Source organism: Novosphingobium soli (assembly GCF_042432915.1).
Lineage (GTDB): Bacteria > Pseudomonadota > Alphaproteobacteria > Sphingomonadales > Sphingomonadaceae > Novosphingobium > Novosphingobium soli.
Genome location: NZ_JBHLWK010000015.1, coordinates 136,374 through 149,525, shown reverse-complemented (window position 1 = coordinate 149,525; position 13,152 = coordinate 136,374). Strand labels below are relative to the sequence as shown.

At 70.7% G+C, this 13,152-nt stretch carries 12 protein-coding genes; 10 read left to right on the top strand and 2 right to left on the bottom strand.

Annotation, left to right across the window (positions count from 1 at the left end; genetic code table 11):
• Position 1 precedes the first annotated feature (1 nt).
• Positions 2–1,150: a CDP-alcohol phosphatidyltransferase family protein gene (locus ACFFJC_RS12940; RefSeq protein WP_379487896.1), complete on the bottom strand. Its 1,149-nt coding sequence runs from the start codon at positions 1,148–1,150 to the stop codon at positions 2–4.
• Between the two features lie 150 nt (positions 1,151–1,300).
• Between ACFFJC_RS12940 and ACFFJC_RS12935 the strand changes: the two genes are divergently transcribed.
• From ACFFJC_RS12935 to ACFFJC_RS12925, 3 genes are read left to right on the top strand one after another with little or no spacing between them, the layout of a single operon-like run.
• Positions 1,301–2,350, top strand: a complete 1,050-nt coding sequence (locus ACFFJC_RS12935; RefSeq protein ID WP_379487895.1) for a diacylglycerol/lipid kinase family protein — start codon at positions 1,301–1,303, stop codon at positions 2,348–2,350.
• Positions 2,351–2,406: 56 nt separating this feature from the next.
• Positions 2,407–3,348: a hypothetical protein gene (locus tag ACFFJC_RS12930; RefSeq protein WP_379487894.1), complete on the top strand. Its 942-nt coding sequence runs from the start codon at positions 2,407–2,409 to the stop codon at positions 3,346–3,348.
• Complete coding sequence (locus ACFFJC_RS12925) at positions 3,345–4,142, top strand: nucleotidyltransferase family protein (protein WP_379487893.1); 798 nt, start codon at positions 3,345–3,347, stop codon at positions 4,140–4,142. The genes ACFFJC_RS12930 and ACFFJC_RS12925 overlap by 4 nt, the downstream gene beginning before the upstream one ends.
• Here ACFFJC_RS12925 and ACFFJC_RS12920 read toward each other — a convergent pair.
• The gene (locus ACFFJC_RS12920; protein WP_379487892.1) at positions 4,108–4,629 is read right to left on the bottom strand and encodes a DUF2141 domain-containing protein; all 522 of its coding nucleotides are present in this window, start codon (positions 4,627–4,629) and stop codon (positions 4,108–4,110) included. The two genes, ACFFJC_RS12925 and ACFFJC_RS12920, sit on opposite strands and share 35 nt — an antisense overlap.
• 446 nt (positions 4,630–5,075) lie before the next feature.
• Here ACFFJC_RS12920 and rpe point away from each other — a divergent pair, with 446 nt between their 5' ends.
• The 7 genes from rpe (at position 5,076) to dxs (ending at position 13,037) form a co-directional block, all read left to right on the top strand.
• Positions 5,076–5,738 (top strand): ribulose-phosphate 3-epimerase, encoded by a 663-nt coding sequence (gene rpe / locus ACFFJC_RS12915; RefSeq protein ID WP_379487891.1) that lies wholly within the window; start codon positions 5,076–5,078, stop codon positions 5,736–5,738.
• 91 nt (positions 5,739–5,829) lie between these two features.
• A complete protein-coding gene (locus ACFFJC_RS12910; RefSeq protein ID WP_379487890.1) occupies positions 5,830–7,719 on the top strand; it encodes a heparinase II/III family protein in 1,890 nt (629 codons plus the stop codon).
• Positions 7,720–7,847: 128 nt separating this feature from the next.
• Entirely contained in the window at positions 7,848–9,440 is a 1,593-nt protein-coding gene (gene purH, locus ACFFJC_RS12905) for a bifunctional phosphoribosylaminoimidazolecarboxamide formyltransferase/IMP cyclohydrolase (protein ID WP_379487889.1), read from the top strand.
• A 61-nt stretch (positions 9,441–9,501) separates the two neighbouring features.
• Entirely contained in the window at positions 9,502–10,107 is a 606-nt protein-coding gene (locus tag ACFFJC_RS12900) for a hypothetical protein (RefSeq protein WP_379487888.1), read from the top strand.
• A 165-nt stretch (positions 10,108–10,272) separates the two neighbouring features.
• Positions 10,273–10,422, top strand: a complete 150-nt coding sequence (locus tag ACFFJC_RS12895; RefSeq protein WP_379487887.1) for a hypothetical protein — start codon at positions 10,273–10,275, stop codon at positions 10,420–10,422.
• 76 nt (positions 10,423–10,498) lie between these two features.
• Positions 10,499–10,960: a Fur family transcriptional regulator gene (locus ACFFJC_RS12890; RefSeq protein WP_379487886.1), complete on the top strand. Its 462-nt coding sequence runs from the start codon at positions 10,499–10,501 to the stop codon at positions 10,958–10,960.
• A gap of 154 nt (positions 10,961–11,114) precedes the next feature.
• Positions 11,115–13,037: a 1-deoxy-D-xylulose-5-phosphate synthase gene (gene dxs / locus ACFFJC_RS12885; protein WP_379487885.1), complete on the top strand. Its 1,923-nt coding sequence runs from the start codon at positions 11,115–11,117 to the stop codon at positions 13,035–13,037.
• The last annotated feature ends 115 nt before the right edge of the window (positions 13,038–13,152 follow it).

The window sequence follows — 13,152 nt, the reverse complement described above, 5'->3', positions numbered from 1 at the left end:
CTCACCCTTCCGCCAGCCACGAGGTGATCGTACCGCCGCGCGCCCGCACAATCCAGGCCTGCACCAGGCGCACGGCATGGACCAGGCACGAGAGCACGGTCCACCAGGCCACCGCGACGAGGCCGAGGTCCGGCCGCGCGAACAGCATGGCCACGAACAGGATCACCATGTTGGGGTTGCGCCGCGCGGTCACGAGGCGGAAGCGGCTGTCGAACCGGCGCCACACGTGGATGTGCATCAGGCCGTTCTGGCGCATGAACAGCCCCTCGATCAGCCGCTGGACCACGTAGCCGCCCTGGATCGCCGCCTGCACCCACCAGAAGGTGGCATCGTCGTAGCCGAGCCCCCAGGTGGCGAGCCCGGTCGCCCAGAACCACCACCAGAACGGCGGATGCACCAGGTCCATGCCGTGATCGAACACGTTGCCCCAGGCCGACGAGGTGATCGTGCAGCGCGCCAGCTTGCCGTCCACGGTGTCGAGAACCATGAACACCAGGCCCAGCGCCATGCCGGCCCAGTAGTGGCCGTAAGCGAAGAGCACCGTGGCCGCGACGCAGAAGGCGGCACCCACGGTCGTCACCATGTTGGGTGTGATCCCCAGCCGCGCGCAGATGCGCGTCAGCACCAGCGCCCACTCGGGCCAGAGATACTTGGTCAGGACGTCGGTCACGCCCTTGTAGGCGCCGAAGTAGCTCGCGCGCTCGATCTGCCGCACGCTTGCCGGGGTGAGCGCCATGAGGAAGGGCGTCTCGCGCTTGCGCAGCTGCTTGTTCTCGATCGTCGGCCCGTCCTCGTAGGCAACGAGCGTGAGCCCGGCGGTGTCGGCGATGCCCTCCCCCCGCTCCATGGCCCGCACGATGCGCTCCGCCTGCCCTGCGTCGGCCGCATGGGCGAGCGCCGGGATGCCGCCGAGGGTGAGCACGATCCCCGGCCGCGCGGCGACATACCCGAACCACGCCGGGTCCCACGCGTGGGCGGCGTTGGAGAGGATGGCAGGCCCGGCCACCTCCCCGAGTTTGGCCTCTGATCCGGCCTCGACTCCGGCGGCGCGGGCGATCCGCGCCACGCGCTCCGCCATCGTCAAGCCCCAGAGCTTCACGGGGTTGGCGCCCACCGTCAGCGCCTGCAATCCTGTCGCGTCCTTGACCATGAAGCCGCCCGTAGCCAGTCCCTCCGAGAGTGGCAATCGTGGCGCACCGGGCCGTGGCCCTTGGGCCACACCGCCACAGAACTGTAACTTTAACGTGTCAGGTCGTGATTCCTAGTGATTTCGCGGACGGGCGACACTACATAGGCTTCCGTGCACGGAAGTATCTATACCTTCGAAACGCTGCCGATCTTCGGTGAGCTCGGCCGCCGGGACGGCGCGCGGACGGTGCGCGCCCCGCGGCGCGGACGCGCGGTGCCGCTCGTCGGCATCGTCCGCAACCCGCGCAGCCATCGCAACAAGGGCATCTCGCCCGAGATGGCGGACTGCTCGAACATCCTGACGCAGACCCCCCGCACGCGGGAGGACCTGCACCACACCCTGGCAGAGTTCGCGCGCCGCGGCATCGACTATCTGGTGGTCGACGGCGGCGACGGCACCGTGCGCGACGTGCTGTCGTGCGGGGCCGACATCTTCGGGGACGACTGGCCGACGTTCATCGTCCTGCCCAAAGGGAAGACCAACGCGCTCGCGGTCGACCTCGGCCTGCCCAACCACTGGTCGCTGGCCGAAGCGCTGGCGGCGGCGCATCGCGGCGGCACCCTCGCCCGCCGCCCGCTGCGGATCACCTCCGCCGACGGCAGCGGCCGCTGCATCCAGGGTTTTATCCTGGGCACCGGCGCCTTCACTCTCGCCACCGAGGCCGGGCAGGAAGCCCATCGCCGGGGTGCCTTCAACAGCTTCGCGGTGGGGCTCTCGATCCTGTGGAGCGTGCTGCAGACGCTGTTCGGCCGCGAAGGCAATCCCTGGCGCACCTGCACCCGCACCCGCATCCAGGATCGCCGCAGCGGCCGTCGCATGCCCTACGCCGGCCGCGGCAACGCCGACGAGCGCTATCTCGCCATCGCCACCACCTTCGAGCGCTTCCCGCTCGGCGCCCGCCCCTTCGGCCGCAACCCGGCCAGCGGGCTCAAGGTCGCGGTGATCGACCGACCGGTGCGCTGGGTCGTCGCCCTCCTCCCGGCGATGATGTTCGGCTTCAACGCAAGGTTCCTCGCCCGCAACGGCGCGCAGCGCTTCAGCGCCAGCGACCTCGAGCTCGATCTCGATCTCGGCGGCTCGTTCATCCTCGATGGCGAGGCCTTTCCGGCCGGCCGCTACGTGCTGGAGGAAGGGCCCCAGATCGATTTCGTGGTGCCCTGAGCCGAATCGCGCCTGCGGGCTTGTAATTGCGGCCCGCCTGCCCGACTCCCATGCCCATGAGCGACAACACGGCTGAATACGGCAACCTGGACGAGCGCGTCGCCGCCGCGCTCGCGCGTGACGTGGCGCCCGAGGTCAGGGCCTTCGCGGAACGGCTTGCTCACGCCTCGGGCGCACTGGCCGTGCTGTTCTACGGATCGAACCTGCGTACCGGCTCGCTCGACGGCGTCCTCGACTTCTACGTGCTGCTGCCCGGCTCCCAGGCGGAGCGCATCTGGCCGCGCGTGAGCTACCACGAGTGGGACTGCCGGGGCATGGTCCTGCGGGCCAAGGTCGCCACGATGGCGCTGGAGACCTTCCGTGCCGCTGCCGCCGGAGAGCGGGTGGACACCACCATCTGGGCCCGCTTCGTCCAGCCGAGCGCGCTGGCCTGGCAGCGCGACCGCGTCGCCGCCGCCGCCGTGGCAAGCGCAGTCGCGGGCGCGGCGCGCACCGCCGCCCGCCTCGCCGTCGCCCTCGGCCCCGCCGAAGGGACGGCCGAGGATTACTGGCGCGCGCTGTTCCGCGCGACGTATGCCGCCGAGTTCCGGGTGGAGAAGGCGGGCCGGGAGGATTCCATTCTCGCCGCCAACCGCGAGCACTTCGCGGGCCTGCTGCCGCTGGCGCTGCGGGCGGGTGGGATCGCCTTCGCGCAGGCGGACGGCGGCGTCCTGCGGCCGGAGCTCGACCGGCGCGCGCGGGGCCGCGCGCTGGCCTGGTGGTCGCGCCGCCGGCGCCTGGGCAAGCCCTACAACGTCGTGCGGCTGCTCAAGGCCTCCACCACCTTCCACGGCGCGGCGCGCTACGCCGCGTGGAAGATCGAGCGCCACACCGGCGTCCCGGTCGTGCTCACCCCCTGGCGAGAGCGCCATCCCGTGCTCGCCGCGCCCGGCGTGCTCTGGCAGGTCTGGCGCGGCCGCAAGGCGCGCGAACGCGAGACCGGAAGCCGGCCTGCATGACCCCCGCCGCGCTGATCCTGGCCGGCGCGCGCCCAGGCGCCCCCGATCCTGTCGCCGCCGCCGAGAACATCCCGCACAAGGCCCTGGCCGAGATCGCCGGGCGCCCGATGCTCGCGCACGTGGTGGAGGGCCTGCGCGGCGCCGGGATCGAGCGGCTGGCCGTCTCCACCCGCGAGCCGCACGTGCGCGACCTGGCCCTGCAACTGGGATGCGAGGTGCTCGCGGCGGGCGAAGGGCCGAGCGCGAGCGTCGCCATCGGCCTCAAGGCCCTGGGCGCGCCGATGCTCGTCACCACCAGCGACCACGCGCTGCTGCGCCCCGAATGGGTGCGCGATTTCCTAGCCGACACCCCGGCGGGCAGCGACGTCGCCGTCCTGCTCGCGCGGCGCGAGGCGGTGGAGGCGGCGGCGCCCGGCAGCCGGCGTACCTACCTGCGCTTCGCCGACGGCCACTGGTCGGGCTGCAACCTGTTCCTGCTGGCGAGCGAGCGCGCCGGCCGCGCCATCGAGACCTGGAAGATGGTGGAGGCGGACCGCAAGCGACCCTGGCGCATCGCCGCGCGCCTCGGGCTCGACATGCTGGCCGGCTACGTGCTGGGCCGCCTGACCCTGGCCGAGGCGATCGGCCGGCTCGGCCGCCGGATCGGCGTCGCGGGACACCTGGTAACCGCGCGCGACGGGCTGGCGGCGGTCGACGTGGACAAGCCCGCCGACCTGGCCGAGGTGCGGGCGCGCCTGTCCGCGCCCGCCGCGCCGCCGGTCACATGTACTTCATCTGCACCCGGATCGACTTGACGCCGTTCCCGACGGGCACGCCGACCTTGGTGTAGCTCGGCTTGCCCAGGTTGAAGAGGCTGATCGCCGGGTTGTTCGACATCGCTCCGCCATCGGTGCGGATGTCGGTATCGCCATTGCCGTTGACGTCGTGGCGCACGGCCACGCCGTAAGTGCCCGCGGCGGAGACGGGGATGCAGAAGGTCATCGTGCCGGCGCGGGCCGGGACCTCGATGCGCGAGAGCCACTTGCCCTTCACCAGCCACTCCGCGGACGTTGCCCGATAGGCCTGGACGCGCAGCTTGCCGCTCGACGACTTCACCCCGTCCACCGTGACCATCAGCGCCGGGCCGCGCTCGGACGAGCAGCGGCTCATGTCGTTGCGGATTTCGTTGCGGTACTGGGCCAGCGCCGGCACCGGTGCGGCCAGCCCGGCGACGGCGGCCAGGGCCAGCGCGGCGGTGAGGCGAGGCAGGATGTTGGAAGCGTAGGAACGGGTCGGTTTCATGTCTTTCCCATGCAGAGGACGGGGCGCTGTCCGAACGCGGTTCGGTCCGCAGCAACCCTTCGATCGCCGCTATGTGCCCGAAAAGCGGTGAATAGGCACTGAACTTGCCGTTCACCGATGGAAAGCACCGGTTGATCCCGGACCAGCAAGGGCATTGCGGCGGGGTTTCGACAAGCTCAACCGGAGCGGACGTGGCGGCAAGGCGCTCTGCCCTTGCGCCGCGGTTCGGGAGAGGATTGTCGCCCTGGTTGCGGGGTAAGGGCCCCAGCGCAAGCCGTCCACGCCTTGCCCTGCCCCGCTCGGGCTGAGCCTGTCGAAGCCCCGGACCCATCCGCCGCCGAACCACGCCGAAACCCGAGAGATCGTGTGGAAAACGGCGCCTCCCGCGCTTGTCCGTGCCCAACCGCTTGCACTATCCATGGCAAAAGGAGCTGTACGTTACCGCCATGACCGTCCCCCTGATCTCCCCCTCGATCCTCTCGGCCGATTTCGCCCGGCTCGGCGAGGAAGTCCGCGCCATCGACGAAGCGGGGGCCGACTGGATCCACGTCGACGTGATGGACGGGCACTTCGTCCCCAACATCACCATCGGCCCGGCGGTGGTGAAGGCGCTGCGCCCGCACAGCACCAAGACCTTCGACGTCCACCTGATGATCTCGCCGGTCGATGCCTACCTGGAAGCCTTCGCCGAAGCAGGGGCGGACATCATCACCGTCCACCCGGAAGCCGGACCGCACGTCCACCGCACCGTGCAGACGATCCGGAACCTCGGCAAGCGCGCGGGGATCTCGCTCAACCCGGGCACGCCCGCCAAGATGCTCGACTACCTGATCGACGAGATCGACCTCGTGCTAGTCATGAGCGTCAATCCCGGCTTCGGCGGACAGAGCTTCATCTCCAGCCAGCTGCGCAAGATCGAGGCGGTGCGCAAGATGATCGACAAGTCGGGCCGTGACATCCGGCTCGAGGTCGACGGCGGGGTCGACGCGACCACGGCTCCGTCCTGCGTCTCCGCCGGTGCCGACGTGCTGGTGGCAGGTTCGGCGACCTTCCGCGGCGGGCCGTCGCAATACGCCGGGAACATCAAGATGCTCAAGGGCATCGCATAGCGTGAAGCTCGGCGCGCGCCTTCCTGCGGCGACGCGGAACCCGGACCGGTCCCGGGAGATTCCCCTGTCGGAGGCGGCGCAGGAGGGCGTGGTGGACGGCAGCAGCGGGCGCGCGGCACGAAAGGCGCGGCAGCCGAAGGGCGAACCTGTGCGCGGTGTCGTCCAGCCCGGCCAGCTCGCGCCGTTGGTTGATGAGGCGGGTGCGAACGCATCCCCCGCCGAGCCGGGCTATCACGAGCTACTACCCATCGAGCCCGCGCGGGCGCTGGCGCTGGTCGATTTCTCGCCGCCTTCGGTCGGGCTGGGCGAGCGCCTGATCCGCATGGCCTACCGGCTCGGCATGCCGGGCGCGATGTTCAGCGGCCCGCGGGGCAAGAAGGCACGCACGCGGCTGCTGGCGACGGTGAACAACTCGCTTCCCGGCAACCGCATGGCGGGCACTGCGATCCGCGCCGGCCACTTCCTCGTCCACGGCGCCAAGACGCCCATCGCGCAAGTGGATTTCGCCGGCGCCGCGCGGGTGGCGCCGCCGCTGGAGAAGACGGTCCACTCGTTCTCCTGGCTGACCGACCTGGAGGCCTGCGCGCCCCGCGAACAGGGCGCGCCGGTGGCGGAACGCATCCTCTCGGCATGGCTGCAGGCCAACCCGGAGCCGCCGGCCAAGCCGGGCAAGGGCCCGGCCTGGAGCATCGGCAACACCGGCATGCGGCTGGCCAACTGGCTGGCGCACGCGCCCCTGATCCTCTCGGGCGACAAGGCGCTGCGCTCGCGCACGCTGGGGCACATCGCCGCCACCGCGCGCTGGCTCGACCGCCACGTCACTCACGCGGAGGACGGGCTGGCGGAAGTGGCGGGCTGGGTCGGGATCGTCTGCGCCGGCCTGCTGCTGCCCGACGGCCGGCCACGGCGCCTCTATGGCGAAGCCGGCCTGATCAAGGCGCTGGGCGAGCTCATGGGGGACGACGGCGGCGTGCTCTCGCGCAGCCCGCTGGCGCAGATCGAGGCGATTGCGCTGCTGGTGCGGCTGCGCAACTGCTACCATGCCACCCGCCGCGACGCGCCGCCCGCGATCGAGCGCGTGGTCGAGCTGCTGGTCCCGCCGCTGCTGGCGCTGACCCATGGCGACGGCGGGCTCGGCTCGTGGCAGGGCGCCTGGGCGGTCTCCGCGGAGGACGTCGACGGGATCGTGCGCGCCAGCGGCCTGCGCACCCGCCCCCTGCGCGACGTTCGCCAGTGGGGCTACCAGCGCGTCGTCGCGGCCAAGTCGATCCTGCAGTTCGACACCGCGCCCCCGCCCCTTCCCGCCCATGCCCGCTTCGGCTGCGCCTCCACCCTCGCCTTCGAGCTGTCGCACGGGCCGCACCGCCTGGTGGTCAACTGCGGCGGCGCGGCGAGCGGCGGCGGGCTGGTCCCGGTCCGCCTGGAGCAAGGCCTGCGCGCGACCGCCGCCCATTCCACGCTGACGCTGGACGACGCCAATTCGACCGCGGTGCTGCTGAACGGCATGATCGGCTCGGGCGTCACCGAAGTCTCGGTCGATCGCAAGACGCTGACGCAGGACGGCGGCACCCACGCCACGCGGCTGGAAGCGGGCCACAACGGCTATGCCGCGCGCTACGGTCTCACTCACCGGCGCATCCTGCTCCTGCGCGACGACGGCACCGAGCTGCGCGGCGAGGATCTGCTGTTGCCCGCCAACCGCAAGGCTAAGCGCGGCAAGGTGGGCTTCGCGATCCGCTTCCATCTCGGGCCCGAGGTCGACGTCAGCCTCACCGCGGACGGCCAGGGCGCGGGGCTGCTGCTCCCCGACGGCAGCTACTGGCTGTTCCGCTCCGGCTCCGACGAGGGTGCGGTGACGGTGGAGGATTCGCTGTGGGTGGATGGCCAGGGCCGCCCCCAGGCAACGCAGCAGATCGTCGTCCAAGGCATGGTCTCGCGCGGGGGCGGCACCTTCGGCTGGGTCATCAAGAGGATGAACTGAGCCAGGCGCGCGATGCCTCCCGGCATCCTCGCACTTGGTCCTCCCGCACTGGGGCCCCCGCACTTGCCCCCATCCCCCGCCCGTCCTAAGGGCGCGCGCGAAGAGACTACGCCAAGGAAGCCCGCTCCATGACCGATTCCGTCCAGATCCGCCGCGCCTTACTGTCGGTGTCCGACAAGACCGGGCTCGCCGAACTCGGCAAGGTGCTGAGCGACCGCGGCGTCGAGCTGGTCTCGACCGGCGGCACCGCCAAGGCCCTGCGCGACGCGGGCCTCGCGGTGAAGGACATCTCCGAGATCACCGGCTTCCCCGAGATGATGGACGGGCGCGTCAAGACGCTGCACCCGATGGTCCACGGCGGCCTCCTGGCGGTGCGCGACAATCCCGAGCATGCCGCGGCCATGGCGGAGCACGCGATCGGCGCCATCGACCTCGTCGTCGTCAACCTCTACCCGTTCGAGGCCACGGTGGCGAAGGGCGCGGAGCGCGAGGAGATCATCGAGAACATTGACATCGGCGGCCCCTCGATGGTGCGCTCGGCGGCGAAGAACCACGCCTACGTCACCATCGTCACCGACCCGGCCGACTACGAGGGGCTGATGGTCGAGCTGGAGGCGACCGACGGCTGCACCACGCTGGCCTTTCGCAAGCTCATGGCCGCGCGCGCCTACGCGCAGACCGCCGCCTACGACGCGATGATCGCGCAGTGGTTCGCGACCGTCGACCAGGATCTCGAGTTCCCCGAGATGCTGAGCGTCACCGGCCGCCTCGCCACCCCGCTGCGCTATGGCGAGAACCCGCACCAGAAGGCCGCGCTCTACACGCCGGCGGGTCCCTTCACCCGGGGGCTCGCGCAGGCCGAGCAGGTGCAGGGCAAGGAGCTGTCCTACAACAACTACAACGATGCCGACGCCGCCTTCGAGCTGGTCGCCGAGTTCAAGGGCCAGAAGCCGGCCGTGGTCATCGTCAAGCACGCCAACCCTTGCGGCGTCGCCCAGGGCGATTCGCTGCTCGAGGCCTGGGACGGCGCGCTCGCCTGTGACGACGTCTCCGCCTTCGGCGGCATCGTCGCGGTGAACCAGGCGCTCGACGGGCCCACCGCCGAAGCGATCTGCCGGATTTTCACCGAAGTGGTCGTCGCGCCCGATGCCGACGAGGAGGCGCGCGCGTTCTTCGCGAAGAAGAAGAACCTGCGGCTGCTGCTGACCGGCGACCTGCCCGATCCGCGCCGCCCGGGTCTGTCGGTCAAGCCCATCACCGGCGGCCTGCTGGTCCAGGGCCGGGACAACGGTGCGATCGGGTTGGACGATCTCAAGGTCGTGACGAAGCGCGCGCCCACCGATCGCGAGCTGACGGACTGCCTGTTCGCCTGGACTGTCGCGCGCCACGTCAAGTCCAACGCCATCGTCTATGCCCGTGACGGCATCACGGCCGGCATCGGCGCAGGCCAGATGAACCGCCGCGACTCCTCGCGCATCGCCGCGATGAAGGCAGCCGAAGCGGCCGAGAAGTTCGGCTGGGACAAGCCGCGCACGGTCGGCTCGGCGGTGGCGTCCGACGCCTTCTTCCCCTTCGCGGACGGCCTGCTCGCCGCCGCCGAGGCCGGCGCCACGGCCGTGATCCAGCCGGGCGGCTCGATCCGCGACGACGAAGTGATCGCCGCCGCCGACGAGGCCGGGCTGGCGATGGTCTTCACAGGCATGCGCCACTTCCGGCACTGATCGGGGCGTAACGCCACGGGGCGCGGCCCGCCCGCGCGGTCGAGCGAGGAGGCGCGCGGGGATGTCGGTGACCGGGTTGGGGCCTCTCGTTGTCTCCGGGTTCCTGCTCGGCCTGACGCTTGCCGCCGTCCTCCTGCGCCTGGGGCGGTTGAAGACGCCGCGCAGCGCCCTCGCGGCGGCGGCCCTGCCCTTCGCCCTTGCCACGCTGCCCGTCGTGGCGCTGGCGGTCTTGTCGCTGACGGCCTCCTGGGTGGCGCCGGACGAGCGCGCGCTCTATGCGGAGGTGTTCGGGACCGGCGGCCCGCCCATGCCGGATCGCGAGCGCATGCTTTTCGAGGCGCGCGGCGAGGGGCGCCAGCGCGAGATCCTGCTTCGGCTGGACGCCACCACGGCCGAGTACGCCCGCCTGACCGCCCTTCCCGGCCTTCGTCCCGCGGCGATGACGGCGGAGGACTTCGCCCTGCGGGGGGTTCAACGCGGTGCCGGCGGTTGGTGGATGCGGTCCACGAGCCCCGCCGCGGGGAAGCTGGTCACGGGCACCGAGTGCCTCCATCCCGCCATTCTCTCGGCCGACGGCCTGAACGGCTGGCACGAGTTCCGGCTGGCGTTCTGCGCCGGCAACGAAACCACCACTCGCACCGTCTTTGTTGCAGCGTTTGGTCGATAGTTAAATTGTTGCAACCGTTCGTCGCTCCGGATCCACCATTCGTCGAAGACTCGAGCTGTGATCCTTTTGTTCACTGGACGGCAAGCCGGTTCCGTCCAATGGGGCCGCACGCAAAACCCGGACCGGCCTTAGTGCCCGTCACCCGCAACGAAAGCCGATTCCGTCATGGGACTCTTCAAGGCCGACTTCTACCGCTTCTTCGCGCTCGGCTTCGCCGGCGGGGCGCTGATGGTGCTCGGCGCGATGGGCCTGGGCAGCATCACGCCGCTCTCCAACGACTTCGTGCCGCCCGCGCACGCCGCGGCCGCCGACTGAGCCGCTCCTGAGCCGCTCCGGCGCGGTCGGCCGGGCGCCGATTGCACAGCGCCGCGTTAGCGCCCATATATCACGCATGTCCGCGCAACACGTCCATCACGAGCACTCCGGCGACGGTCTCGTCAAGGCTGCTCGCAACGCCCTGGTCGACGCGGGCGAGCAGTGGACCGACATGCGCGCCGATGTCTTCTCGGCCCTGGCGGGGCTCGAACGTCCGGCATCGGCCTACGACCTGGCGGAGAGCGTCTCCTCGCTGCGCGGCAAGCGGGTCGCGCCCAACAGCGTCTACCGCATCCTCGACCTGTTCGTGCGCACCAACCTTGCCCGCCGGGTGGAGAGCGCCAACGCCTATGTCGCCAACAGCCATCCGGGCTGCCAGCACGACTGCATCTTCCTGATCTGCGACAGCTGCGGGCAGGCGGTGCATATCGACGACGACAAGCTCACGGGAGCGCTCGTCTCGGCAGCGCGTGGCGCCGGCTTCGCGGACGTGCGCCCGGTGATCGAACTGCGGGGCATCTGCGCGGATTGCAGCTGATCGGCGGGTCCGTGCCGTGACTCGTTCCAGGCCGGCCACGGCGGGAACGACCGGCACCACAAGTCCTTTCCCCCTGCAAGCGGCCTGCAAATCAGCGCGATATTGCGAATCCCGTCAATCGACACGTCCCCAACAAGAGTGTAGGGCCGACTGAATGAACGCCAATCCGGCCACACCTTTGCTCGACACCGTTTCGACGCCCGAAGACCTGCGCAAGCTTGCTCCTGCACAACTGCGCCAACTCGCCGATGAACTGCGCGCCGAGATGATCTCCGCCGTGGGCCAGACCGGCGGCCACCTCGGTTCGGGTCTCGGCGTCGTCGAACTCACCGTCGCCATCCACTACGTCTTCGACACGCCCGTCGACCGCCTGATCTGGGACGTGGGCCACCAGGCCTACCCGCACAAGATCCTCACCGGCCGGCGCGACCGCATCCGCACGCTGCGCCAGGGCGGCGGCCTCTCCGGCTTCACCAAGCGCTCCGAGAGCGAGTACGATCCCTTCGGCACTGCGCATAGCTCCACCTCGATCTCGGCCGCGCTCGGCTTCGCCATCGGCAGCAAGATCAAGGGCGAGCCCGGCCGCGGCATCGCTGTGATCGGCGACGGTGCGATGAGCGCGGGCATGGCCTACGAGGCGATGAACAACGCGCGCGAGGCGGGCAACCGCCTGATCGTGATCCTCAACGACAACGACATGTCGATCGCGCCGCCGGTGGGGGGCCTTTCGGCCTACCTGGCGCGGCTGGTCTCTTCAGGCCAGTTCCTGGGGCTGCGTGGGCTCGCCCGCAAGTTCGCGCGCCGCCTGCCGCGCCCGCTGCACCTCGCCGCCAAGAAGACCGACGAGTTCGCCCGCGGCATGGCCATGGGCGGCACCCTGTTCGAGGAGCTGGGCTTCTACTACGTCGGCCCGCTCGACGGCCACGACCTCGACGCGCTGGTGCCGGTGCTGGAGAACGTGCGCGACGCGGGCGAGGGCCCGATCCTCATCCATGTCGTGACGCAGAAGGGCAAGGGCTACGCCCCGGCCGAGAACGCCGCCGACAAGTACCACGGCGTCCAGAAGTTCGACGTCATCACCGGCGAACAGGCCAAGGCTCCCGCCGGTCCGCCCAGCTACACCGGCGTCTTCGCCAGGGCCCTGACCGCGGAGGCCCGGCGTGACCCGACGATCTGCGCCATCACCGCCGCCATGCCCTCGGGCACCGGGCTCGACAGCTTCGCGCAGGCGTTCCCCGATCGCAGCTTCGACGTCGGCATCGCCGAGCAGCACGCGGTGACCTTCGCCGCGGGCCTGGCCGCGCAGGGCATGCGTCCCTTCTGCGCCATCTACTCCACCTTCCTGCAGCGCGCCTTCGACCAGGTGGTCCACGACGTCGCGATCCAGAACCTGCCGGTGCGCTTCGCCATCGACCGTGCCGGCCTGGTGGGCGCGGACGGTGCCACCCACGCGGGCTCGTTCGACGTGACCTACCTCGCCACCCTGCCCAACATGGTGGTCATGGCCGCCGCGGACGAGGCGGAACTGGTCCACATGGTCCACACCGCCGCCCTGCACGATTCCGGCCCCATCGCCTTCCGCTATCCACGCGGCAACGGCACCGGCGTGGCCCTGCCCGAGGTCCCGCAGGTGCTGGAGATCGGCAAGGGCCGCATCGTGCGCGAAGGCGCCAAGGTCGCGATCCTGTCGCTCGGGACGCGCCTGACCGAGGCGCTGAAGGCGGCCGACCAGCTGGAGGCCAAGGGCCTGTCGACCACCGTCGCCGACCTGCGCTTCGCCAAACCGCTCGACAGCGACCTGATCCGCCGCCTCATGCTGAGCCACGAAGTGGTCGTCACGGTCGAGGAGGGCGCGATCGGCGGCCTCGGCGCGCACGTCCTCACCATGGCGAGCGACGAAGGCCTGACCGACGCCGGCCTGCGGATCCGCACCATGCGCCTGCCCGATGTGTTCCAGGACCACGACAAGCCCGAGGCGCAGTACGACGAGGCCGGCCTCAACGCGCCGCAGATCGTCGACACGGTGCTCAAGGCCCTGCGCCACAACAGCGCCGGCGTGAACGAGGCGCGCGCCTGAGGCCGTGCCCCCTCCACCACCCGCTCCGCGGGCGGTCCCTCTCCCCATTCCAGCGGAACAGGGAGGATCACCATGGTCGCGGGCGGAACACCGAAACCATGCCTCAGGCATGGCC

Bases quoted from the DNA above. Each gene is read 5' to 3' on its own strand.
- ACFFJC_RS12940 (WP_379487896.1), bottom strand. From the start codon at position 1,150: ATGGTCAAGGACGCGACAGGATTGCAGGCGCTGACGGTGGGCGCCAAC.
- ACFFJC_RS12930 (WP_379487894.1), top strand. From the start codon at position 2,407: ATGAGCGACAACACGGCTGAATACGGCAACCTGGACGAGCGCGTCGCC.
- ACFFJC_RS12925 (WP_379487893.1), top strand. From the start codon at position 3,345: ATGACCCCCGCCGCGCTGATCCTGGCCGGCGCGCGCCCAGGCGCCCCC.
- ACFFJC_RS12920 (WP_379487892.1), bottom strand. From the start codon at position 4,629: ATGAAACCGACCCGTTCCTACGCTTCCAACATCCTGCCTCGCCTCACC.
- rpe (WP_379487891.1), top strand. From the start codon at position 5,076: ATGACCGTCCCCCTGATCTCCCCCTCGATCCTCTCGGCCGATTTCGCC.
- purH (WP_379487889.1), top strand. From the start codon at position 7,848: ATGACCGATTCCGTCCAGATCCGCCGCGCCTTACTGTCGGTGTCCGAC.
- ACFFJC_RS12900 (WP_379487888.1), top strand. From the start codon at position 9,502: ATGTCGGTGACCGGGTTGGGGCCTCTCGTTGTCTCCGGGTTCCTGCTC.
- ACFFJC_RS12895 (WP_379487887.1), top strand. From the start codon at position 10,273: ATGGGACTCTTCAAGGCCGACTTCTACCGCTTCTTCGCGCTCGGCTTC.
- ACFFJC_RS12890 (WP_379487886.1), top strand. From the start codon at position 10,499: ATGTCCGCGCAACACGTCCATCACGAGCACTCCGGCGACGGTCTCGTC.
- dxs (WP_379487885.1), top strand. From the start codon at position 11,115: ATGAACGCCAATCCGGCCACACCTTTGCTCGACACCGTTTCGACGCCC.